This is a genomic window from Xanthomonas sp. 4461, from assembly GCF_024806475.1.
GTDB lineage: Bacteria > Pseudomonadota > Gammaproteobacteria > Xanthomonadales > Xanthomonadaceae > Xanthomonas > Xanthomonas arboricola_F.
On sequence record NZ_JANTYV010000006.1, the window covers coordinates 383,439 to 407,992 of the forward strand.

At 64.2% G+C, this 24,554-nt stretch carries 9 protein-coding genes; all 9 read left to right on the forward strand.

Annotated elements, in window-relative coordinates; translation table 11 throughout:
• Window positions 1-2 precede the first annotated feature (2 nt).
• The gene (locus FHY19_RS20285; protein ID WP_259168123.1) at window positions 3-2,351 is read left to right on the forward strand and encodes a methyl-accepting chemotaxis protein; all 2,349 of its coding nucleotides are present in this window, start codon (window positions 3-5) and stop codon (window positions 2,349-2,351) included.
• A gap of 202 nt (window positions 2,352-2,553) precedes the next feature.
• Entirely contained in the window at window positions 2,554-4,809 is a 2,256-nt protein-coding gene (locus FHY19_RS20290; RefSeq protein WP_259168125.1) for a methyl-accepting chemotaxis protein, read from the forward strand.
• Window positions 4,810-5,254: 445 nt separating this feature from the next.
• Window positions 5,255-7,519 (forward strand): methyl-accepting chemotaxis protein, encoded by a 2,265-nt coding sequence (locus FHY19_RS20295; protein WP_259168127.1) that lies wholly within the window; start codon window positions 5,255-5,257, stop codon window positions 7,517-7,519.
• 404 nt (window positions 7,520-7,923) lie between these two features.
• The gene (locus tag FHY19_RS20300; RefSeq protein WP_259168128.1) at window positions 7,924-10,173 is read left to right on the forward strand and encodes a methyl-accepting chemotaxis protein; all 2,250 of its coding nucleotides are present in this window, start codon (window positions 7,924-7,926) and stop codon (window positions 10,171-10,173) included.
• Window positions 10,174-10,280: 107 nt separating this feature from the next.
• Window positions 10,281-12,752 (forward strand): methyl-accepting chemotaxis protein, encoded by a 2,472-nt coding sequence (locus FHY19_RS20305; protein WP_259168130.1) that lies wholly within the window; start codon window positions 10,281-10,283, stop codon window positions 12,750-12,752.
• Window positions 12,753-13,261: 509 nt separating this feature from the next.
• Window positions 13,262-15,520: a methyl-accepting chemotaxis protein gene (locus FHY19_RS20310; protein WP_259168133.1), complete on the forward strand. Its 2,259-nt coding sequence runs from the start codon at window positions 13,262-13,264 to the stop codon at window positions 15,518-15,520.
• 671 nt (window positions 15,521-16,191) lie between these two features.
• A complete protein-coding gene (locus tag FHY19_RS20315) occupies window positions 16,192-18,312 on the forward strand; it encodes a methyl-accepting chemotaxis protein (RefSeq protein WP_259168160.1) in 2,121 nt (706 codons plus the stop codon).
• Window positions 18,313-18,940: 628 nt separating this feature from the next.
• Complete coding sequence (locus FHY19_RS20320) at window positions 18,941-21,199, forward strand: methyl-accepting chemotaxis protein (RefSeq protein ID WP_259168135.1); 2,259 nt, start codon at window positions 18,941-18,943, stop codon at window positions 21,197-21,199.
• Window positions 21,200-21,549: 350 nt separating this feature from the next.
• Window positions 21,550-24,222, forward strand: coding sequence for a Cache 3/Cache 2 fusion domain-containing protein (locus FHY19_RS20325; protein ID WP_259168138.1), 2,673 nt, complete (start codon window positions 21,550-21,552; stop codon window positions 24,220-24,222).
• The last annotated feature ends 332 nt before the right edge of the window (window positions 24,223-24,554 follow it).

The window sequence follows — 24,554 nt, forward strand, 5'->3', positions numbered from 1 at the left end:
CAATGAAGATCATGCATATGTTGGGCGTGCTGGTGCTGGTCGCCGCGTTGGCGCTGCTCGCCCTGGGCGGTGTCGGCTACAACGGTCAGCGCGGGCTGCTGGATGCCATCACCGCGCAGGTCATCTCCTCCGATGCACTGCGCAACCACATGCAGGCCGACATGATGCACGACGCCTTGCGCGGCGACGTCACTGCCGGGCTGCTCGCCGCATCGCGCCAGGATGATGCCGGCATCGCCGCCGCACGTGCATCGCTGGGCGAACATGCCGGCGAATTCCGCGAGGCGGTGCAAGCCAACCGCAAGCTCCCGCTGGACCCTGCATTGCGCAGCGAGCTGGAAGCGGTGGCGCCCACGTTGCAGGCCTACATCGCCTCTGCCGAGCAGGTCATGGCGCTGGCCGAAACGCATGCCGACAGCGCTGCGGCGTACCGCGACTTCACCGACAAGTTCGGCCAGCTCGAAACCCGCATGGGGACGATCAGCGAGCGCATCCTGTCCTTGAACGAGGCCAACCGCAGCCAGGCCGAGCAATACAGCCACCGTGTGATGTGGCAGCAAGGCGGCGCCGTCGTGCTTGCATTCGTCTGCCTGGCGCTGGCCGCCGGCTGGATCCTGCGTTCGGTGTTCGGCCTGCTTGGCGGCGAACCGCAACTGGCCATGGCCGCTGCACAGCACATTGCGCAAGGCCGCCTGGACCAGCCGATACCGGTTGCCGCAAAACACGCGCACAGCCTGATGGCAGCACTGTCGCGCATGCAGCGCGACCTGCGCGAACGCCTGGAGCGCGAGCGCAGCATCGCCGCAGAAAACCTGCGCATCCGCACCGCCCTCGATAACGCCTCCACCGGCATGTACATCGCCGACCCGGACCTGACCATCATCTACAGCAACACCGCGCTGCAGTCCTTGCTGCACACCTATGCGGACGATATCCAGGCCTGCGCACCGGCGTTCAATCGCACGGCCGACCTGGTCGGGCAACCGGTCTCGCTGCTGGAAGTGGGTAACGCGCAGGACGCAGAAATCTACCAGCGCCTGGACCGCCAGGGCGCCGCGCAACGCGAAGTGCGCTACCGCGCCACCTGCATTACGCAAAACGTGTCGGCGATCCGCGACGAGCGCGGTGCGCATCTGGGCTTTGTCTGCGAGTGGCGCGACCGCACCGCCGAAGCGCGGGTGGAACTGGACGTGGCCGATGTCGTGCGCAGCGCTGCGGCAGGCGACCTGTCCAAGCGCATCGACAGCAGCGGCAAGCAGGGCTTTTTCCTGCAACTGGCGCAACAGCTCAATGCCCTGCTCGACGCCAATGCGGTGAGCATCGCCGAGGTGTCGCGGCTGCTGAGCGCGCTGGCCGAGGGCGACCTGAGCGCACGCATGCACGGCGATTTCCACGGTGTATTCGCCACCATGCGCGACGACGCCAATACCACCGCACAAGCGCTGGCCCAGGTGATCGGACGCATCCAGCAGGCCGCCGGCAGCATCCATACCGCCTCCAGCGAGATCGCCGCCGGCAATAGCGACCTGTCGCAGCGCACCGAGCAACAGGCCGCCAATCTCGAAGAAACCGCCGCCTCGATGGAAGAGCTCACCTCCACCGTCAAGCAAAACGCAGAGAGCGCGCGTCAGGCCAATCAGTTCGCCATCGGTGCGGCCGGCGTCGCCTCGCAGGGCGGCGCGGTGGTGGCCCAGGTGGTCACCACCATGTCCGGCATCGAAACCTCATCGAAGAAGATCGCAGAGATCATCAGCGTCATCGACGGCATCGCCTTCCAGACCAATATCCTGGCCTTGAACGCAGCGGTGGAAGCGGCGCGTGCCGGCGAGCAAGGCCGCGGCTTTGCCGTGGTGGCCTCGGAAGTGCGCACCCTGGCGCAGCGCTCGGCCGCTGCGGCGAAGGAGATCAAGCATCTCATCGACGATTCGGTCGGCAAGGTCGCCGAGGGCTCGCAGCTGGTCCACCAGGCGGGCACCACCATGGCCGACATCGTCGCCAGCGTGCAGCGCGTGACCGACATCATGGGCGAGATTGCGGCGGCCTCGCAGGAACAATCGTCCGGCATCGAGCAGGTCAATCGCACCATCACCCAGATGGATGAGGCCACCCAGCAGAACGCCGCGTTGGTGGAGGAAGCCACGGCGGCAGCGCGCACGATGGAAGATCAGGCCGGACAACTGGCGCAGGCAGTCGCACGCTTCACGCTTGCCGATGCGCCCCGTGTCGCCGCCTTGGCAGGCCCGGCTAGACCGACATCCATCGCGCCCAAACCGGCAGTCTCCACACGCCGTGCAGCGGCCACCGCACCCACGGTCGCGCCCGGTAACGATGGCCAGTGGCAGGACTTTTAAGCGGTATCTGCAGCGCCGCAACGACGGCACTGGATGCTGTCGTTGGGCGAACGATAGTGGACGATCTTCATGTTTTCCAGGTAAACCGGGCATATAGCCCGGATCTGGAACGGCCCGGTTCATCCTTCAGAGATAAAGAATCATCGCTCCGGGCCGCTAGCGTGCAGGACAACAGCGCAATGCTACGCCCCGGAGTTACTGCATGAACAAGTTCAACGATTGGCCGATTCGCCGCAAGCTGATGTTTGCGTTCTGCCTCAGTGCCGTCCTCACTGCCGTGCTTGGCGGGCTCGGCTTCTCGCGCATGAAACAGATGCAGCAGCAGGCTGTGCTGATCAACGAAGATGTGGTTCCGGTGCTGAGCAGGCTCTCGGAGCTGCGCGCATTCGGCGGCGAATTCCGTATCTACGAGTCGGGCCAGTTCGTCAATCTGCAGGACCAGGAGCGCTACGACTACTTCCTGACCCGCATGGACGAGATCCAGGGCAAATACGCGCAGACGCAGAAGGCGCTGGAAGCCAAGATCGGTGCCGGCTCGCCGCTGAAGGCCGGCTACGACAAGCTCGCCAAAGAAAGCGCGAGCTATTTCGAGGCCAACAAGGCCTTGCGTGCGCTCTACAAAGACCCCGACTACGCGGCCGCGGTGCGTGCGAACAAGCAATCCGGCGACATCCGCAAGGTGCTGTTCCAGACCATCGACAAGATGTATGCCGAGCAGTCCACCGCACTGGCCAATATGGTGACCGCCAGCAGCGCCTCGTTCAAGATGACCAGCGCGGTGCTGTTGATCGGCACGCTGCTGATGGCCGCTCTATCGGTCACCTTCGGCTGGTTGATCGCGCGCAGCATCACCAATCCGCTGTCCAAGGCATTGGGCGCCATCCAGGCAGTGTCGCGCGGCGATCTGAGCGTGCAGGTCGGCAAGACCAGCCAGGATGAAATCGGCCAGATGCTCGACGCCACCGGTCGCATGACCCAGATGCTGCGCCGCTTCTCCGACGAGACCGCGCGCATGTCGCATCTGCATGCGGCCGAAGACATCACCCACCGCATGCCGGAAGATTTTCCCGGCGTGTACGGCACGCTGGCTGGCGGCATCAACACGATGATCTTCGAGCATCTGGACGCCATCACCGATTCGGTGCGCATCCTCAACCAGTACGCACAGGGCGACCTGACCCAGGACGCACGCCGTCTGCCGGCGAGCCGCGCGATCCTGCACGAAGCGATGGATGCGGCCAAGGCCAGCCTGCTGTCGATCAATACCGAGATCAAGCAGTTGGCGCAGGCCGCAGCGGCGGGCGACTTCAGTGCACGCGGCGACGCGGCACGCTTCAAGTACGACTTCGCGGTGATGGTGGCCGACCTGAATTCGATGATGGAAGTCAGCGATCGCAACCTGGGCAAGCTGTCGCAGTTGCTCGGTGCGGTGGCCGAAGGCGACCTGACCGCACGCATGGATGGGCAATTCCACGGCGTGTTCGCGCGTCTGCGTGACGATGCCAATGCCACCACACAACGCCTGACCGACATCGTCGGCCGCATCAAGCACTCCACCCTGGCGATCAATACTGCCGCCAGCGAGATTGCTGCGGGCAATCAGGATCTGTCGCAGCGCACCGAGCAACAGGCGGCCAATCTGGAAGAAACCGCCGCCTCGATGGAAGAACTCACCTCCACCGTCAAGCAGAACGCCGAGCACGCGCGCCAGGCCAACCAGCTGGCGATCGGCGCCGCTGGTGTGGCATCGCATGGCGGCAGCGTGGTCGGCCAGGTGGTCACCACCATGTCCGGCATCGAGACCTCGTCCAAGAAGATCGCCGAAATCATCAGCGTCATCGACGGCATCGCGTTCCAGACCAATATCCTGGCATTGAATGCAGCGGTGGAAGCCGCACGTGCCGGCGAGCAAGGCCGTGGTTTTGCCGTGGTTGCCTCGGAAGTGCGCACGCTGGCACAGCGTTCGGCCGGCGCAGCCAAGGAAATCAAGAGCCTGATCGACGACTCGGTCAGCAAGGTGGCCGAAGGCTCGGCATTGGTGCATCAGGCCGGCACCACCATGAGCGAGATCGTGTCCTCGGTGCAACGCGTCACCGACATCATGAGCGAGATCTCCGCCGCCTCGCAGGAACAGTCGGCCGGCATCGAGCAGGTCAACCAGACCGTCACCCACATGGACGAAGCCACCCAGCAAAACGCAGCGCTGGTGGAAGAAGCCACTGCCGCCGCACGCTCGATGGAAGATCAGGCCCAGCAATTGACCGAAGCGGTGGCGTTGTTCCGCCTGTCGGCAGAACTGGAAGCGGTGACGCGGCCCACGCCGGTGGCGCTGCGCCCGCAGGCAGCCACGCGTACGCCGGCCAAGGGCAGTGCTGCGACCAAGCCCGTGCACAAGCCTGTCGCGCGCCCTGCCCCGGCCGTTGCAATCTCCAACGAGTCCGATTGGGCAGAATTCTGAGCCGCCTACGGCGCGCTGCCAGCGTCGCCGCCCGATCCGTGACGAAAGCCGCACCCCAAAGGGTGCGGTTTTTTTTTTTGCACATCGAAAGCACAGCTGAACGCACTGCGGTGCGACACCACCCTTGTCGACGTCACTATTTGCGCCCGACAGGACAAGAATAAGCCACTTTTAAGACATCGCCGCATCCCTAGCTGGGCAAAGCTCTGCGGCAGGGTTCGCTTGACGCAGCCAGGCTTATCCATGTGCTTCTGGCCCGTACCTGCACCTTATGAGGACAGATTTTGTCTCGACAACTCACATCTGTGACCGCAGTTATGCTTTTTTAGATATACAGCTATTCAGCAAAAAGATATCGGCGCCGCTACTACACCAGCAAGGGCATGACATCCGTCATTGCCCTACCTGCGACGCAGCACGTCGGCTCACCTATCTAGGAAACGGTATGAACGCATTTCTGCAGCGCTACAACGTCGGCCGGCGGCTGGGCGTGGCCTTTGGGCTCCTGATCCTGCTGTCCGGCCTGCTGGTCGCATCCGGCCTGGGCACGATGGCTACGGCGCGAGCCGAGCTGGACGCCATCGTCAAGGAACACCTTGTAAAGATTCAATTGAGCAACGAGATGCGCAAAGCCAATGCGGACATCTTCATCGCCCTTGGAACCCTTTCGATGGTGACCAGCCAGGCGCTCAACGACCAGGCCTTGGCGACCATCAAGCAAAAGCGCGAGCAATATGCGGAGGCGCGCAAGGCATTGGACGCCTTCCCGCCCTCGCCGGCCGGCCGCAAGCTGCGCGGCGAGATCGATGCAGCGCGCGCAATTGCCAAAGACCTGAACGACCAGGTCATGGCGATTGCAGTGCAGAACAGGAACGCCGACGCGCAGACGCTGATGAGCGAGAAGGCGCGCCCGGCGATGCTTGCCTGGCAGGGGAAAATCGACGAAAACGTCGCCCTGCAGGAAAAGCAGACCGCACTGGCCTATAGCCATTCGCTGGCCGCAATGAACCGCGGCAGGACACTATTGATTGCGGGGGGAGTGGCGGTGCTGTTGATCAGCAGCCTGCTGGCGTTTGCCATCACCCGCAGCCTCACCCAGCCGCTCGGCCGCGCCACCCGCGCTGCAGAGGCGATCGCCGGCGGCAAGCTGGATAACGATGTCGATACCCCGTTCAACGACGAAACCGGCCGCCTGCTCACCGCCATGCACAAGATGCAGCTGCAGCTGCGTAATCTGCTGGCCGCGCAGACCGACATGGCCAGGCGCCACGACGATGGCCAGATCAGCTTCCGCATCGATGCGTCGGCCTTCCCGGGCGACTACGGCCGCATGGCCAACGACACCAATAATCTGGTCGGCTCGCATATCGCGGTGAAGATGCGCCTTGCCCAGATCATGGGGCGCTACGCGCTCGGGGATCTCAGCGACGACATGGACAAGCTACCCGGCGAAAAAGCCGTGTTTACCGACGCCATGGCACAAGTCAAGACCAACCTGGGCGCGATGAACGGCGAGATCAAGCAGCTCGCACAAGCGGCCGCCAACGGCGACTTCAGCGCCCGCGGCGACGCCGAGCGTTTCCAGTACGACTTCCGCGCCATGGTGGACAGCCTCAACACACTGATGTCCACCGCCGACGGCAATCTGCAGTCGCTCTCGCGCCTGCTGCAGTCGATCGCCGCCGGCGACCTCACCGCGCGCATGAGCGGCGAGTTCCGTGGCGTGTTTGCGCAGATGCGCGACGACGCCAATGCCACCGCCACCCAATTGGCCGAAATCGTCACCGGCATCAAGCAGTCGGCCATCTCGATCAAGGGTGCCGCCAGCGAAATCGCCGCCGGCAATCAGGACCTGTCGCAGCGCACCGAGCAGCAGGCCGCCAATCTGGAAGAAACCGCCGCCTCGATGGAGGAGCTCACCTCCACCGTCAAGCAAAATGCCGAAAGTGCACGCCAGGCCAACCAGCTTGCGATCGGCGCTGCAGGTGTGGCCTCCCAGGGTGGCGAAATCGTCGGCAAGGTGGTCGAGACCATGTCCGGCATCGAAGCCTCGTCCAAGAAGATCGCCGACATCATCAGCGTCATCGACGGCATCGCCTTCCAGACCAACATCCTGGCCTTGAATGCCGCGGTGGAAGCCGCGCGTGCCGGTGAGCAGGGGCGCGGTTTTGCAGTGGTGGCCTCGGAAGTGCGTACCCTAGCCCAGCGTTCGTCGGGCGCGGCCAAGGAGATCAAGGAGCTCATCGACGATTCGGTACAGCGCGTGGCCGACGGCTCCGCCCTGGTCCACACCGCCGGCAAGACCATGGGCGAAATCGTCTCCAGCGTGCAGCGCGTCACCAACATCATGGGCGAGATTTCCGCCGCCTCGCAGGAACAGTCGGCCGGCATCGAGCAGGTCAACCAGACCGTCACCCACATGGACGAAGCCACCCAGCAGAATGCCGCGCTGGTGGAAGAAGCCACTGCCGCCGCACGCTCGATGGAAGAACAGGCCCAGCAATTGACCGAAGCGGTGGCGCTGTTCCGTCTGTCGGCCGACCTGCAAGCGGTGACGCCGCCCACGCCGGTGGTGCGCCAGATCGCTGCCAAACGTCCAGCCGCGCCGAGCACGCCGGCGGCCAAACCCAGGCAAGCTGCCGCAAGGCCGGCCGCACGCGCTGCGGTGGCGTCGGCGTCGTCCACCGAATCGGACTGGGCAGAGTTCTGAGCGACCCGATCGGTCGCCCTGCGACCGATGCCATCGAAACCGCGCTCCTTCGGAGGCGCGGTTTTTTTTGGACTGATCGTTTCCGCAAGGAAAACTATCGATAACACTCAAGATAAAACAACTTAAACATCATATTTTATTTTTGTATTAGTTTATGTATTGATGAGCCTGTTATCTACAAACCGGACTCGAGCAATTAGAAGAGCGAAAATGGAAACAGGCTGACAAGAGTAATTATCAATATGTTTCACAAGCCTGACTCGAGTTATATATTTTTTGATATCGGGGTATTCAGTGATACCTGTCATGAGCCGTTACTGCGCATAGCGACACCTGACGCAGCAGCTGGTTGGCGCTGCCTTCGTCGCTCCCTTCCACTGCATAACGCCTTCCAGGATTCGGTCATGACCGCACTTCTCCAACGCTATAACGTCGGCCCGCGCTTGGCAGCGGCTTTCGCCGTGCTGATCGTATTGTCCGGTTGCATTGCTTTTATCGGCTATCGCGGCTTGAGTTCGGCACGCGCCCTGGTCGACGACATCGTGCACCAGAACATGGTGAAAATTCGCCTGTCCAACGACATGATCAATGCCAACTTCATCATTGGCATGCAGTTGCGCAATGTCGTGCTGCCTACCACCGACGAGGAAAATCGCAAGTTCATCGCGCAGATCCAGTCCGCGCGCGCCGACTATACAAAAGCCCGCGAAGCGCTGTATGCCATGCCGCCGTCGGAACAGGGCAAGGCGCTGCGCGCGGACATCGATGCCCGCCGTGCCGAGGTCAAGGTGTTGAACGACAAGGTCATCGATCTGGTGATGACCGGTCACAGCGACGAGGCCCTGCCCTTGCTGCTCACCAAGGCCGCGCCGGCGATGCAGGGCTGGCAGGACAAGATTGCCGAAAACATCACACTGCAGGACAAGATGGCAGCCGATGCATCGGCCGTCGCACTGAAGTCGATGGCCGATTCGCGCAAGCTGCTGGTGGCCGGCACCGTGTTGGTGGTCCTGCTGAGCGCCGCACTGGGCCTGTTGATCACGCGCAGCCTCACCCAGCCGCTCGGCCGCGCCACCCGCGCCGCCGAGGCGATTGCCGGCGGCAAGCTGGATAACGATGTCGATACGTCGTTCAACGACGAAACCGGCCGCCTGCTCAAGGCGATGAGCAAGATGCAGCTGCAGCTGCGTAATCTGCTGGCCGCGCAGACCGACATGGCCAGGCGCCACGACGAAGGTCAGATCAGCTTCCGTATCGACGCGGCCGCGTTTCCCGGCGACTACGGTCGCATGGCGCACGACACCAACACTCTGGTCGGCTCGCATATCGCGGTAAAGATGCGTCTGGCGCAGATCATGGGCCGCTACGCGATCGGCGACCTGTCCGAGGATATGGAGAAGCTGCCCGGCGAAAAGGCCGTGCTCAGCGACACCATGGCCCAGGTCAAGGTCAACCTCGGTGAAATGAACACCCAGATCAAACAGTTGGCGCAGGCCGCCGCCAACGGCGACTTCAGCGCCCGCGGCGAGGCAGAGCGCTTCCAGTACGACTTCCGCCTGATGGTCGAAAGCCTCAACAACCTGATGTCCACTGCCGACGGCAATCTGCAGGCGCTGTCGGGCTTGTTGCAGTCGATCGCCGCCGGCGACCTCACCGCACGCATGAGCGGCGAGTTCCGTGGCGTGTTCGCGCAGATGCGCGACGACGCCAATGCCACCGCCACCCAACTGGCCGAAATCGTCACCGGCATCAAGCAGTCGGCCGTGTCGATCAAGGGCGCCGCCAGCGAAATCGCCGCCGGCAACCAGGACCTGTCGCAGCGGACCGAGCAGCAGGCCGCCAATCTGGAAGAAACCGCCGCCTCGATGGAAGAGCTCACCTCCACCGTCAAGCAGAACGCCGAGGGCGCACGCCAGGCCAACCAGCTCGCCATCGGTGCCGCCAGCGTGGCGGTACAGGGCGGCGAAGTGGTCGGCAAGGTGGTCGAAACCATGTCCGGTATCGAAGCCTCGTCCAAGAAGATCGCCGACATCATCAGCGTCATCGACGGCATCGCCTTCCAGACCAACATCCTGGCGTTGAACGCAGCGGTGGAAGCCGCGCGGGCCGGCGAACAGGGCCGCGGCTTCGCAGTGGTTGCCTCGGAAGTGCGTACCCTCGCCCAGCGCTCGTCGGGTGCGGCCAAGGAGATCAAGGGCCTGATCGACGACTCCGTGCAACGCGTGGCCGAAGGATCCGCGCTGGTGCACACCGCCGGCAAGACCATGGGCGAAGTGGTGGCCAGCGTGCAGCGCGTCACCGACATCATGGGCGAGATCTCCGCCGCCTCGCAGGAACAGTCGGCCGGCATCGAACAGGTCAACCAGACTGTCACCCAGATGGACGAGACCACCCAGCAGAACGCCGCATTGGTGGAGGAAGCCACCGCCGCCGCACGTGCACTGGAAGAACAGGCCACCCAGCTGACCGATGCGGTGGCGGTGTTCAAGACCGATGCCGCGCATGTACAAGCTTCGGCACGTGTCGCCGCACCGCGTGAGGTAATCACCCAGGCCGTCAAGGCCAAGGTGGCAGCAGCTGGCCGCACCGCAGCGTCCAAACCGCGCGCCGTGGTCACCGCACCCAGCAACGACACCAGCTGGCAGGAGTTCTAAGCAAGCGAACTGAACTGCCTGAACGGGACCGGTCGGCAGCGATGCCGGCCGGCTCAAGGCATAACAGTTATCGGCCGATAGTCTGCGTACGCCCATGAGACGCACCGATGACCATTGCTCCTGCCCTGCCGCACACCGCTCCATCCTCCCCGCGCCGCTGGGCCAGCCGCTGGGACGATCTGGGCATTGTCAAAAAACTCGGTGCGATCGGTGTGCTGGCGTTGGTCGGCATGGTGATCCCGGTGCTGCTCTATCGCGGCAAGCTCAATGAAAGCGTCGCCATCAGCAGCAACGAATTGCGTAGCTACGCCCCGCTTGGCCAGATGCTGGGCCTGATTACCGATCTGCACGCGGCCCACGTCGACACTGGCGCCGCCGCCGACGCAGCAGCGCAACGCGCCCAACGCGATCTGCAGCAACTGCTCGCCACCACGGCGGCCATGCCCGGCTTCGAACGCAGCCAGAAACAACTGCTCGCCCTGCAGCAGCGCCATGTCTCGACCGCCGCAGCCAGCGGCTACAGCGGCATCAGCGAGCAAGCCTTCGCTGCGCTGGATGCGCTGCGCGACGACAGCCAGTTGGTCTACACCCCGTATATCGAAAGCTACCACCTGGTGGTGGCGACCCTGATCTATAGCCCCGACGCCACCGAATCGCTGACCCGCCTGGATGCGGCCAACGACCCGTCGCAGGCCGGCGACGACCGCGCCATGCTGCACGAACAGCTCAGCCAGTTGCAGCGCAATCACGTGCGCTTCCGGCATGAGCTGGACAAGGCAATGGGCCTGCTGGAACAGCCCGACCCTGCGCTGGCCGATGCCGCCAGCGCCGAGGCCACCCGCGCCAGCGACGCATTGAAATCCCTTGGTGCCGCGTTGGAAGGCAGCGATGCGCAGGCCGACACGCAGTGGAATGCCGCGCTCGATGCGCTTGGCCAGGCCATGCATGAGCTGAGCAACGTCTCGCTGCAAGCCCTGCAGCGTCAATCCGAGCGCCACCTGGTGGATGCGCGTACTGCGATGTACCAGGCCGTCGCCGGTCTGTCGCTGCTCGCGCTGCTGATCGCCGCGTTGGGCTGGTATACCTTGTCCACCCTCACCCGCAACGTGCGCCGCGCCGCTGCGGTGGCGGCCAATATCGCGCAGGGCATGCTGGACGAACGCATCGTGCCGCCCAGCCGCGATGAAACCGGCCAGCTGCTCGACAACATGCGTCAGATGCAGGAGCAGGTGCAGCGCGTCCTGGCTGCGCAGAGCGAGATGGCGCAGCGCCACGACGCCGGCCAGATCAGCTACCGCATGCAGGCCGACAGCTTCCCCGGCGCCTACGCCACCATGGTGCACGATACCAACGCCCTGGTCGGTTCGCACATCGCGGTGAAGATGAAGCTCGCGCAGATCATGTCGCGCTACGCCATCGGCGACCTGAGCCAGGACATGGACCGCCTGCCCGGCGAGAAGGCCGTGCTCAGCGACACCATGGACACCGTCAAGGCCAACCTGTCGGCGATGAACAGCGAAATCAAACTGCTGGCGCAGGCCGCCGCCAATGGCGACTTCAGCGTGCGCGGCGATGCGCAGCGCTTCCAGTACGACTTCCGCGCCATGGTGGACAGCCTCAATCAGCTGATGTCCACCGCCGATGCCAATCTGCAGTCGCTGTCCAACGTGCTGCAGGCGATCGCCGCCGGCGATCTCACCAGCCGCATGCAGGGCGACTTCCACGGCGTGTTCGCGCGCATGCGCGACGATGCCAATGCCACGGTGACGCAGCTGGCCGATATCGTCGGGCGCATCCAGCGCTCCACCGATGCCATCAACGATGCGGCCAGCGAGATCGCATCCGGCAACCAGGACCTGTCGCAACGTACCGAGCAACAGGCGGCCAATCTGGAAGAAACCGCCGCCTCGATGGAAGAACTCACCTCCACCGTGCGCAACAACGCCGAGCACGCCAGGCGCGCCAATCAGCTGGTGGTCGGCGCTGCCGCCGTCGCCTCGCAAGGTGGCGAGGTGGTCGGCCAGGTCGTCGGCACCATGGCCGGCATCCAGGCTGCGTCCAGAAAGATCGCCGACATCATCGGCGTGATCGACGGCATCGCCTTCCAGACCAATATCCTGGCCTTGAACGCGGCGGTGGAAGCCGCGCGTGCCGGCGAGCAAGGCCGCGGCTTTGCGGTAGTGGCGTCGGAAGTACGCACCCTGGCTCAGCGCTCGGCCGCTGCGGCCAAGGAGATCAAGCACCTGATCGACGATTCGGTCAGCCGGGTCGAGCATGGCAGCCAGCTGGTCGGCCAGGCGGGGCGCACGATGCAGGACATCGTCGATTCGGTGCGCAACGTCACCACGATCATGCACGAGATCAGCGAGGCCTCGCTGCAGCAGTCGCAGGGCATCGAGCAGGTCGGCCAGACCGTCTCGCAGATGGATCAGGCGACCCAGCAGAACGCCGCACTGGTGGAAGAAGCCACCGCCGCCGCGCGCGCGATGGAAGAACAGGCGCAGCAGTTGCGCGATGCGGTGTCGGTGTTCCAGCTGCAGGCAGCGGCCACGCCTGCCCGGCTCGGGCGCGCGGCGTGACGTGACGTGACGTGACGGTTCGATGGTCTGATGGCATCACGGCGTGAGGCCGTTGCTCGCGGCATTGCATCCCTTGGTCTGCTGCCGCACGCCCGTACGCTGAACAGGACGCGTGCGTCCAGGCTCAACTGGTGGTTTCCACACCGCCCGCCTCAACGCGGCACCTTCGTATCGCTCCTGAAAGCGTGATCATCAAGTGAATCCGCAGAAGACAGCCCCTCTTGTGGAAGCGCTCCCATCGGCGTTTCCGGGCAGTTTGTGCACATCCACGTCACCTCAATGACGGCCGCCCATACGCACAGGGCGTGGCGAGTTCAGCCGTAAGAGCGCTGGCCGTTACAGACCACAAGCATGCATACCTGCCCTGCACTCGGTCGCGTCGTGACGATGTATCACACGCACCGGTAATGGGCTCGCGACATGCCCAGCCTCGCCTGACTCACGTAGTGCCCAGCGCGTCCGCCCCGACGCGTCTTGCCCTTTCTTGCCAACTGCCTCGAGACCCCAAAATGATCGCTCTTCTTCAACGGTACAACGTCGGCAAGCGCCTGACCTTCGCCTTCGGCACGCTGATCCTGTTGTCGTGCGCGCTAGTGGCCGCCGGCCTGTACACGCTGGCGCAGGCCCGTGATCGCATGGACACCGTGGTCAATCGCAACATCACGATCATGCAGTACGCGCAGGACATGACCAATGCCACCTCGGTCATCGCCGTGCAGTTGCGTAATATCGTGTTGCCGACCACGCAGGAAGACAATCTGCGCTTCTACGCCCTCATCAAGGACCAGCTGAAGCGCTACGAGGACACCCGCCGCAAGCTGTACGAATTCTCCGCTTCGCCTCAAGCCACCGAGATCCGCAACCGGATCGACCTTGCCAGCGCCCAGGCCCGCAAAACCAACGAAGACGTCGCACAATTGGGCCTGACCGGCAAGCCTGACGAAGCACTCACGCTGCTGCTGCAAAAGGCCGCACCGGGCACGCAAGAATGGCAGGACGCGTTGACCGAGTATTCGGAGCTGCAGCGTCAGCGCACCCAGGAAGCCTATGTGGCCACGACCGCAGAAATGGCACGCGGTCGCGCGATGCTGATCGGCGGCGGCCTGGCCGTCGTGCTGTTCAGCGTCCTGCTGGGCTGGTTGATCACGCGCAGCCTGGTGCGCCCGCTGACCCAGGCCACCCGCGCCGCCGAGGCGATTGCCAATGGCGATCTGGATAACGATGTGCGCACTCAGTCCAACGACGAAACCGGCCGCCTGTTGCAGGCCATGGACCGCATGCAGAGCCAGGTGCGCAATCTGATCAGCGCGCAGCTGGACATGGCCAAGCGTCATGACGCGGGCCAGATCAGCTTCCGCATGGATGCCGGCGCATTCCCCGGCGACTACGGCCGCATGGCCACAGACACCAACGCGCTGGTTGCCGCACACATCGCGCTTGAGACGCAGACCATTCACCTGGTGGAGCGTTACGCGATCGGCGACCTGACCGAAGACATGCCGCAATTGCCGGGCGAGAAAGCCGCCATCACCACTGCGATGAATCAGGTCAAGGCGAACCTGTCGACGATGAATTCGGAAATCAAGCAGCTGGCGCAAGCCGCTGCAAACGGCGACTTCAGCGCACGCGGCAATGCCGAGCAGTTCCAGTACGACTTCCGCATCATGGTGGAAAGCCTCAATCACCTGATGTCCACCGCCGACGGCAATCTGCAGTCGCTCTCCAGCCTGTTGCAGTCGATCGCTGCCGGCGACCTCACCGCGCGCATGAGTGGACAGTACCAGGGCGTGTTCGCGCAGATGCGCGACGACGCCAACGCCACCGCCGAACAGCTGGCCAGCATCGTCGGCCGCATCCAGCTGGCCGCCAATGCGATCGGGTCGGCATCGGGCGAGATCGCTTCCGGCAACCAGGATCTGTCGCAGCGCACCGAGCAACAGGCCGCCAATCTGGAAGAAACCGCCGCCTCGATGGAAGAACTCACCTCCACCGTCAAGCAGAACGCCGAACACGCAAGTCAAGCCAATCAGCTCGCCATCGGCGCCGCAGCAGTGGCCTCGCAAGGCGGCGACGTGGTGGCCAGGGTGGTCACCACCATGGCCGACATCCAGGGCTCGTCGAAGAAGATCGCCGAAATCATCAGCGTCATCGACGGCATCGCCTTCCAGACCAATATCCTTGCGTTGAATGCCGCAGTGGAAGCGGCGCGTGCCGGCGAACAGGGCCGCGGCTTTGCGGTGGTCGCCTCTGAAGTACGCACCCTGGCCCAGCGTTCGGCCGGTGCGGCGAAAGAGATCAAGCACCTGATCGACGACTCGGTCGACAAGGTCACCCAGGGCGCCGCCCTGGTCGATCAGGCCGGCACCACCATGGCCGAGATCGTCGCCAGCGTGCAGCGCGTCACCAACATCATGGGCGAGATTTCTTCCGCTTCGCAGGAACAGTATTCGGGCATCGAGCAGGTCAACCAGACCGTGACCCAGATGGACGAGACCACCCAGCAGAATGCCGCCCTGGTGGAAGAAGCCACCGCCGCCGCACGTGCGATGGAAGAACAGGCCCAGCAGCTCACCGAAGCGGTGGCCGTGTTCAAGGTTGCCGAGCACAGCGCGGTGACGCGTCAGCTCTCGGCCATCGCCAAGGCACCGGCCAATGCCCGCTTCGCTGCGCGTCCGGCTGCACGTGGCGGCAGCAGTGCCCCGCCGCGTCGCAGCGTGACCGGCACTTCGGCAGCAGCGGCCGATACGGGCGATTGGCAGGAGTTCTGAGTCACGCATGAGGTGTCGCCCGGAGGCCGCTTTCCGCGAGGAAAGCGGCCTTTTTGCGTTTGGCCGATCGATCAGACACCACGGCGCGCTGCAGCGCCACGCAGCGTGCATCGGCAGCGACCCGCCACCGCACTGGAACACACCAATGGCGCTGCGGCCGGCGACCATTGCAGCCGGCTTGATAGCCACATCGCTGTAATGTTTCGCCTCACATGCGCGTCCGAACGTTCCTATATGCGTATTCACAATGCGATGACATAGTGCGTCCGCGTCAACATTCGTCATCGCGATCCATCTCGATGCAGACGCGTGCCGCATTCGGCACGCATCGAAGGGTCCGGCACGGGGTCTGCGTGATACACGGATCGAGAGCACTGCCGGAACGCCGCTGGGGAGCGGCGTCTCGCACCTGCCAGTGCACGACGTAACGCCATGCACCTGCTGTCAGCGCCGCTGCCTGCTGCATCGCAACGGGTGCAGACAATTGGTGCGGCAGCGGGCGATCGCCACACCTTCGGTAGTCACTTCATTCCGTTTAAAAGGGCAAAGCAATGAAACAGCGAAGTCTGTCGACACAACTCGTGTTCGGCTTTGGTGCGGTCATCATCGTGCTGTTGATCGTCGCCACGGTCGGGCTGCGCGGACAGTCCAGCCTGTCTCAGGCGGTCGCATTGAACGACCACACTTACCAGGTCATCGCGACCGGTCGTGCGATGTCCATCGCCAGCATCAATATCGAAACCGGCGCGCGCGGCTATCTGCTTTCAGGCAACGAAGCGAATCTGACGCCCTACAAGAACGGGATGGCGCAGTTCGACAAAGAATTCGATCACGCCAGACAGCTGACCGCCGACAATCCGGTTCAGCAGCAGCGGCTGGCGGCCCTGCATGCGGCCTACGTCGAATTTATCGGCCACGAAGAACGCTTGACCGCGCTGCGCCGCAGTGGCGCGGCGTTGCCCGACGTGCTGGCGCAGTTCAGCGCCGGCCACGAACGCGCCGCAATGAACAAGATCCGCACCCTGCTCACCGAGTTCGAGGCCCAGGAAAGCGGGCTGCTCGACAAGCGCAGTACGGCACTGGCCGCCGCCAAGATCCGCAGCACCTGGTCGATGCTGATCGGCAGCGGCGTTGCGATCGTGGTCGCAATAGCTACCTGCTGGCTGATTCGCCGTCGTCTGATGAGCCGCTTGAGCGAGGCATCGACGATCGCCGATGCGATCGCGGCAGGTCGGTTGTCGGTCGCAGTGGATACCACCGGTACCGACGAAACCGGCCGGCTACTGCACAGCATGGGCAAGATGCAGGCGCAGTTGCAGGCGGTGTCGCAGGCACAGCAGGAAATGGCGCGACGGCACGACCTGGGTGAGCTGAGCTACCGCATGGACGAGCAGGCATTTCCCGGCGATTACGGCGTCATGGTGCGTGACAGCAACGCACTGGTCGCCTCGCATATCGCAGTCAACATGCGGCTGGCCCAGATCATGAGCCGCTATGCCATCGGCGACCTGTCCGACGACATGGAGACGTTGCCTGGCGAAAAAGCCGTCTTGAGCGAGACCATGGCCCAGGTCAAGCGCAACCTGTCGGCGATGAATCGCGAGATCAAACATCTGGCGCAATCTGCCGCTGCCGGCGACTTCAGCGCCCGCGGCGACGCCGAACGTTTCCAATACGACTTCCGCGTCATGGTCGACAGCCTCAACCAGCTGATGGCCACCGCCGACGGAAATCTGCAAGCGTTGTCCACGTTGCTGCAGTCGATTGCCGCGGGCGACCTCACTGCCCGCATGACCGGCCAGTCCCAGGGCGTGTTCGCGCAGATGCGCGACGATGCCAACGGCACTGCCGAGCGCCTGGCCGATATCGTCGGGCGGATCCACACTGCCGCCGATGCCATTGGCCTGGCCTCCGGCGAAATCGCCGCCGGCAACCAGGATCTGTCGCAGCGCACCGAACAGCAGGCCGCCAATCTGGAAGAAACCGCCGCTTCGATGGAAGAGCTGACCTCCACCGTCAAGCAAAATGCCGAACATGCGCGCCAGGCCAACCAGTTGGCGATCGGAGCGGCATCGGTCGCCTCGCAGGGTGGTCAGGTGGTCGCACGGGTGGTCACCACCATGTCCGATATTCAAACCTCCTCCAAAAAGATCGCCGAGATCATCAGCGTCATCGACGGCATTTCGTTCCAGACCAATATCCTGGCCTTGAACGCCGCGGTGGAAGCGGCACGTGCCGGCGAACAGGGACGCGGTTTTGCCGTCGTCGCCTCCGAAGTGCGCACCCTCGCCCAGCGCTCTGCCAGTGCTGCGAAAGAGATCAAGCAGCTGATCGACGACTCGGTCGGCAATGTCGCGCAAGGCGCTGCATTGGTCGATCAGGCGGGAACGACCATGGCCGAGATCGTGGCCAGCGTGCAGCGCGTGACCGACATCATGGGCGAGATCTCCGCTGCCTCGCAGGAGCAATCGACAGGGATCGAACAGGTCAACCAGACCGTGACCCAGATGGACGAAACCACCCAGCAGAATGCCGCACTGGTGGAGGAAGCCACCGCCGCCGCACGCGCGATGGAAGATCAGGCCCAGCAGCTGACCCAGACCGTGTCGCTGTTCAAGTTGTCCGACAGCCAGCCGTCCGTGCGTCGAATGGCAGCCTTGGCCACCGCCGCACTGTCTGCGTCTCCCAAAGCGTCGGCATCGGCGTCGGTCAAGCGTGCGCCTGCACGTCCGCACAGTGCACGGACCGTCGCTGCCACGGCCGAGGCGGCGTTGGATTGGCAGGAGTTCTGACACCTGGATGTAGCGCATCCGCGCTGCACGACTCTTGCGGGACCGCTTTTGCGAGAAAGCGGTCCTTTTTTTTGGCTAGCAACCGATCCGGGCGCATGCAGCAATTGCGAATACACCCGGGCGATGCGGGCACCCCACTGCAAGACGCGCACGGTGCATGCCACATCGCCTGTGCCGATTGCACCGTCGCCGCATGCGCGGGCGTGGCGACGTGTGCACCCTCTCGGCAGAAGGCTCATGACGGCACCGGCTCTGCGGTGCCGTTTTGCATTACGCAGCATGAGCTGCCGCATCCATTCAATCGCGCTATCGCGTGCACTGTCATCCGCGTGAAGTCGGCTTTCACGGCCGGACGCCGTGCACGCCTAAATCGCAGTAAAAATGGTCATTCCCGATCTTGCTTTCAGAAAATTCCCGACACCCGGGCACCGATTCCCTACAGGTTCTTCATGCCCCGATCACGTGCCTGAGACCTGGCTTTACCAGCCTGACCGGACCACCTCAATGCGACCCCGGCAGCGCCGTTACTTCAGCGATGCAACACACCGGGCATGACCTGCAGACGGCACCGCTCCAGCGCTGCCCTGCAACGCATGCCCATCACGATCACATCCGCTCAGGCCACTCCATGAATTCCTTCCTGCACCGCTTCAACGTCGGCAAGCGCCTCGCGCTGGCCTTTGGCGTTTTGATCCTTCTCTCCTGCGCGCTGGTGGCCGCCGGCCTGTTGACGCTCAGCCAGGCACGCGAGCGCCTGGACACCATCGTCAAGCGCAACATGGCGATGATCCAGTACGCCACCGACATGCTGGATGCCAATGCCACCATCTCGTTGAACCTGCGCAACATCGTGCTGCCCACCACCGCCGAGCAGAACCGGCAGTTCGCTGAAGTGATCGATGCCCAGCGCATCCGCTACAAGGAGCTACGCGAAAAGCTCTATGCGTTTCCCGCCGATGCGCACGACCAGCAACTGCGCAACGCACTGGACCAGACCCGCGAACAGGCGCTGGCGCACAACCAGCAGGTACGCGAGCTGGGCATGGCCGGCAAGGTCGACCAGGCCATGCCGGTCCTGCTCGAACGCGCCGCGCCGGCCACCCAGCGCTGGCAGGATGCGATCCGCACCTACTCGCAGGCGCAACGCGAGAGCAGCCAGCTGGCCTATGAACAGGCCAGTGCCTCGATGGCGCGTGGCCGCAGCATGCTGATCGGCGGCGGCGTTGCGGTGGTACTGCTGAGCGCCCTGCTGGCCTGGATGATCACCCGCAGCCTCACCGGTCCGTTGAACCGCGCCACCCGCGCCGCCGAGGCGATTGCCGACGGCAGGCTCGATAACGCAGTGCACAGCGACGCCAGCGACGAAACCGGCCGCCTGCTACAGGCGATGGACAAGATGCAATCGCAGGTGCGCAATCTGATCACCGGCCAGCTGGACATGGCCAAGCGCCACGACAGCGGCCAGATCAGCTTCCGCATGGAGGCCGGCGCATTCCCGGGCGACTATGGCCGCATGGCCAGCGACACCAATGCCCTGGTCGACAGCCACGTCCAGCTCACGCAGCGCCTGGCGCAGATCATGGGGCGCTATGCGATCGGCGACCTCAGCCAGGACATGGATGCGCTGCCCGGCGAAAAAGCCATGCTGACCGACACCATGGCGCAGGTGAAAACCAACCTGGCGTCGATGAACCAGCAGATCAAGCAGCTGGCCCAGGCCGCGGCCAACGGCGATTTCGGCGCACGCGGCGATGCGGCGCAGTTCCAGTTCGATTTCCGCGTCATGGTCGAAAGCCTCAATCAGTTGATGGCCACTGCCGATGGCAGCCTGCAGTCGCTATCGGGCATCTTGCGCGCCATCGCCGCAGGCGACCTGACCGCGCGCATGGACGGCGATTTCAGGGGCGTATTCGCACAGATGCGCGACGACGCCAACGCCACCGCCACCCAGCTGGCCGGTATCGTCGGGCACATCCAGCACTCGGCGACCTCGATCAATGCCGCCGCCAGCGAGATCGCAACGGGTAATCAGGACCTGTCGCAGCGCACCGAACAGCAGGCGGCCAACCTGGAAGAAACCGCCGCCTCGATGGAGGAGCTCACCTCTACCGTCAAGCAGAACGCCGAAAGCGCACGCCAGGCCAATCAGCTCGCCATCGGCGCCGCAAGCGTGGCTTCGCAGGGCGGCGAGGTGGTCAGCAAGGTGGTCGACACCATGAGCGGCATCGAGGCCTCGTCCAAGCGCATCGCCGACATCATCAGCGTCATCGACGGCATTTCGTTCCAGACCAACATCCTGGCCTTGAATGCTGCCGTGGAAGCGGCGCGTGCCGGCGACCAGGGCCGTGGTTTTGCGGTGGTCGCCTCCGAGGTGCGTACGCTGGCACAGCGTTCGTCTGCGGCGGCCAAGGAGATCAAGAGCCTGATCGACGACTCGGTGCAGCGCGTGGCCGACGGCTCGCAACTGGTGGACCAGGCCGGCAAGACCATGGCAGAGATCGTCGCCAGCGTGCAGCGCGTCACCAACATCATGGGCGAGATTTCCGCCGCCTCGCAGGAACAGTCGGCCGGCATCGAGCAGGTCAACCAGACCGTCACCCACATGGACGAAGCCACCCAGCAAAACGCAGCGCTGGTGGAAGAAGCCACCGCCGCCGCCCGCGCGATGGAAGAACAGGCCCAGCAGCTCACCGAGGCGGTGGCCGTGTTCAAGATCGCCGAGCAAGGCCCGGTTGCACGTCAGCCGTCATCGATGGTCGGTGCGCCGGTCAATGCGCGCTTCGCTGCACGCCCGGCCGTCGCTGCCGCCAGCATCGCAGCGCCACGGCGCAGCGCCATCGGCGCGGCCACCGCGGCGGCAGGGCCGAACGACTGGCAGGAGTTCTAAGACACACGCCGCACCCCGCAACACACGCAGCATCAAAGAACAGCATTCGAGAGTAGTTTGATTCGTGGTCAACGAATCTTGAGGGTCGCTTCCTTGCGAGGAGAAGCGGCCCTTTTTTTGTTCTGCGGTGGCGTTGCGACATCAGCCGCTAGACATGCTGGAACGCTGACGATCCGATTCACCCAAAATCACCAATCTTTAACAATTCGCGACATGGAATACATCGGTTAACGCCAAGCGAACGCGACAATTTATGCTCAATTCAACATAAAACATCAATTTTGAGCATAGACGGCCGCTATGGACTTCACGCATCCGTAACGCCCTCCCCCGGGCAAGGTCGATTCCTCATGCATTCCTTCAACCGACTTTCGGTCGGCACCCGGCTTTCCGCGCTGTTGACCCTGGTCATTGCCATCTCGCTGGGCCTGCTGGCCCTGACCATCTACCGCCAGTCCGCTGGCGACATCGAATCCCAGGTCAAGGCCGAGCTGCGCTCCAGCACCCGGCTGATGCAGCAGTCGGTGGCGATGTACGACGTCACCCTGACCGAAGGCACCGAGCGTCTGGGCAGCGTCTTCGACGACATGCTGCCGCGCGGCGCACGCGAACTGGATACCGCCAGCACCGTGACCATCGGTGAGCAGAACACGCCCACGCTGCGCTCCGGCACGCAGGCGCTGAACCTCAATTTCGATGCGGTGGATCGCTTCGCGCAGGCCACCGGCGGCGTTGCGACCATCTTTGCGCGCACCGGCGATGACTTCGTGCGCATCACCACCTCGCTGCGCAACAAGCAGAACGAGCGCGTGATCGGCACCCTGCTCGATCGCAAGGGCAAGGCCTATGCCGCACTGTCCGCAGGCAAGCCCTTCACCGGCCAGGCGCAGTTGTTCGGCGACCAGTACATGACCTACTACGCGCCGCTGCGCAACGCTGCCGGCGAGGTGATCGGCGCGCTTTTCGTCGGCCGCAATTACACCCAGGGCCTGGCCGCGCTCAAGGCCCAGGTCAGCACCACCAAGCTGGGACAGGACGGCTACTTCGTCATCGCCGACATGGCGCCGGGCGAGCACCAGGGCCAGATCATCGCCGCACCGCCGGGGACGCCGGCGACGTTGTCGGCACTGGTGCCGGCCGATCAGCAAGCTGCCTTGCAGTCGGTGCTGGACGGCAAGCAAGCCAGCGCCAACCTGCAGCTGCGCGATGCCAAGGGCAACGCGCAGGCCTACGAAGTCACCGCACAACGCTATGCGCCGTGGCAGTGGGCGGTGATCGGCACCCAGCCGCGCAGCGCCATCGACGGACCGCTGGACGAGCTGATGGGCAGCATGCTGCTGTTCTCGCTGGTGGTACTGGCGCTGTGCATCGCGGTGGTGTTCATCGCCGCACGCAAGATGGTGACCCGCCCGCTGCTTGCAGTGGAACGTGTACTCGGCGATGTCGCCGCCGGCCGCCTGGACAACCCCATCGAGATCGATCGCCACGACGAACTCGGCCGCCTGCTGCTCAACGCCCGCACCATGCGCGACGACCTGCGCGCGCGTCTGGAACGCGATCACCTGATCGCCAGCGAAGCGCTGCGCGTGCGCACCGCGCTGGACGATGTCAGCACCAACGTGATGATCGCCGACGCCGACCGCCGCATCATCTACGTCAATCGCCCGCTGCAGCGCATGCTCAAGAGCGTGCAGGACGAGCTACGCCGCGACCTGCCCCACTTCGACGCCGATGCGCTGATCAATGCCAGCATCGACCAGTTCCACCGCAAGCCCGAGCATCAGGCACGCATGCTCGATCAGCTCACCAGCACGCACATCGCGCAGATCCATGTCGGCGGCCGCACCATGCGGCTGGTGGTCAGCCCGGTACTGGGCGCGGCCGGTGAGCGCATGGGGTTTGTGGTCGAGTGGGCCGACCGCACCCAGGAAGTCCAGGTGGAACAGGAGGTCGCACGCATCGTTCAGGCGGCCGCCGTCGGCGACCTGAGCGGGCGCGTCAGCCTTGATGGCAAGCAGGGCTTCCTGCTGCTGCTCGCCCAGCAGCTCAACGCGTTGCTGGACAACAACGCCGACGGCCTGTCACGCGTGTCCGCGCTGCTGTCGTCGTTGTCGCAGGGCGACCTCACCGCACGCATGGACGGCGATCTGCAAGGCGTGTTCGCCACCATCCGCGACGATGCCAACGCCACCGCCGACCAGCTGGCCGGAATCGTACGCCGCATCAAGGATTCGTCGCTGGCGATCAACTCGGCTGCCACCGAGATCGCCACCGGCAATGGCGACCTGTCGCGGCGCACCGAGCAACAGGCCGCCGCGCTGGAAGAGACCGCCGCATCGATGGAAGAGCTCACCGCCACCGTCAAGCAGAATGCCGACAACGCCGACCAGGCCAACCGCCTGGTGCTCGATGCCGCCGGCGTTGCCGCCAAGGGCGGCGATGTGGTCGGCCGCGTGGTCACCACCATGGCCGACATCGACGCCTCGTCCAAGAAGATCGCCGAGATCATCAGCGTCATCGACGGCATTGCCTTCCAGACCAACATCCTGGCGTTGAACGCGGCGGTGGAAGCGGCACGTGCCGGCGAGCAGGGCCGCGGTTTTGCCGTGGTGGCCTCGGAGGTGCGCACACTGGCGCAGCGCTCGGCCGGCGCGGCCAAGGAGATCAAGCACCTGATCGAAGACTCGGTGACCCGCATCGGCAACGGCGCCGCACTGGCATCGGAGGCCGGCAGCACCATGCAGCAGGTGGTCGGCTCGGTCCAGCGCGTCACCGACATCATGGGCGAGATCACCAGCGCCTCGCGCGAGCAGGCCGCCGGCATCACCCAGGTCAACCAGACCGTCACCCAGATGGACGAAACCACCCAGCAGAACGCAGCGCTGGTGGAAGAAGCCACCGCTGCGGCACGCGCGATGGAAGACCAGGCCGCGCAGCTGGTAGACGCCGTGGCGGTGTTCCGCCTGGAGCCGCAGGACCGCTTGAGCACCCTGCTGGCCAGCGCACGCCACGCCTACAGCTGAGGCGTACTTGCAGCGTGTCCTGCGATGGTGGGCGGACAAGGGCCCTGCAGCAAAGTCGCAGCGATGAGGGCGCGGTGCCCTCACCGCTCGCGGGACACGCCGTTAACCCGTCCATGGGGGGCTCGATGGCGGCATCCATGCCGCCAACGGTCCCGCAGTCGGCGAGGATGCCGCACCAGAAGTTTGCAGGTCGCTTCGTTGAAAGCCTGCCCACTGCCCTGACTGCATCGAGATGCTGATCGGACGCGCCGTTATCGAAACAGCGCAGGTCATTCACTGCTCGCAACCATGCACACCGACCATCATGACCGGTCCTTGCCCGCCCACCGTCG

Excerpts from the sequence above, each read along its gene's own strand:
- FHY19_RS20285 (WP_259168123.1), top strand. The coding sequence starts at position 3 with ATGAAGATCATGCATATGTTGGGCGTGCTGGTGCTGGTCGCCGCGTTG.
- FHY19_RS20290 (WP_259168125.1), top strand. The coding sequence starts at position 2,554 with ATGAACAAGTTCAACGATTGGCCGATTCGCCGCAAGCTGATGTTTGCG.
- FHY19_RS20295 (WP_259168127.1), top strand. The coding sequence starts at position 5,255 with ATGAACGCATTTCTGCAGCGCTACAACGTCGGCCGGCGGCTGGGCGTG.
- FHY19_RS20300 (WP_259168128.1), top strand. The coding sequence starts at position 7,924 with ATGACCGCACTTCTCCAACGCTATAACGTCGGCCCGCGCTTGGCAGCG.
- FHY19_RS20305 (WP_259168130.1), top strand. The coding sequence starts at position 10,281 with ATGACCATTGCTCCTGCCCTGCCGCACACCGCTCCATCCTCCCCGCGC.
- FHY19_RS20310 (WP_259168133.1), top strand. The coding sequence starts at position 13,262 with ATGATCGCTCTTCTTCAACGGTACAACGTCGGCAAGCGCCTGACCTTC.
- FHY19_RS20320 (WP_259168135.1), top strand. The coding sequence starts at position 18,941 with ATGAATTCCTTCCTGCACCGCTTCAACGTCGGCAAGCGCCTCGCGCTG.
- FHY19_RS20325 (WP_259168138.1), top strand. The coding sequence starts at position 21,550 with ATGCATTCCTTCAACCGACTTTCGGTCGGCACCCGGCTTTCCGCGCTG.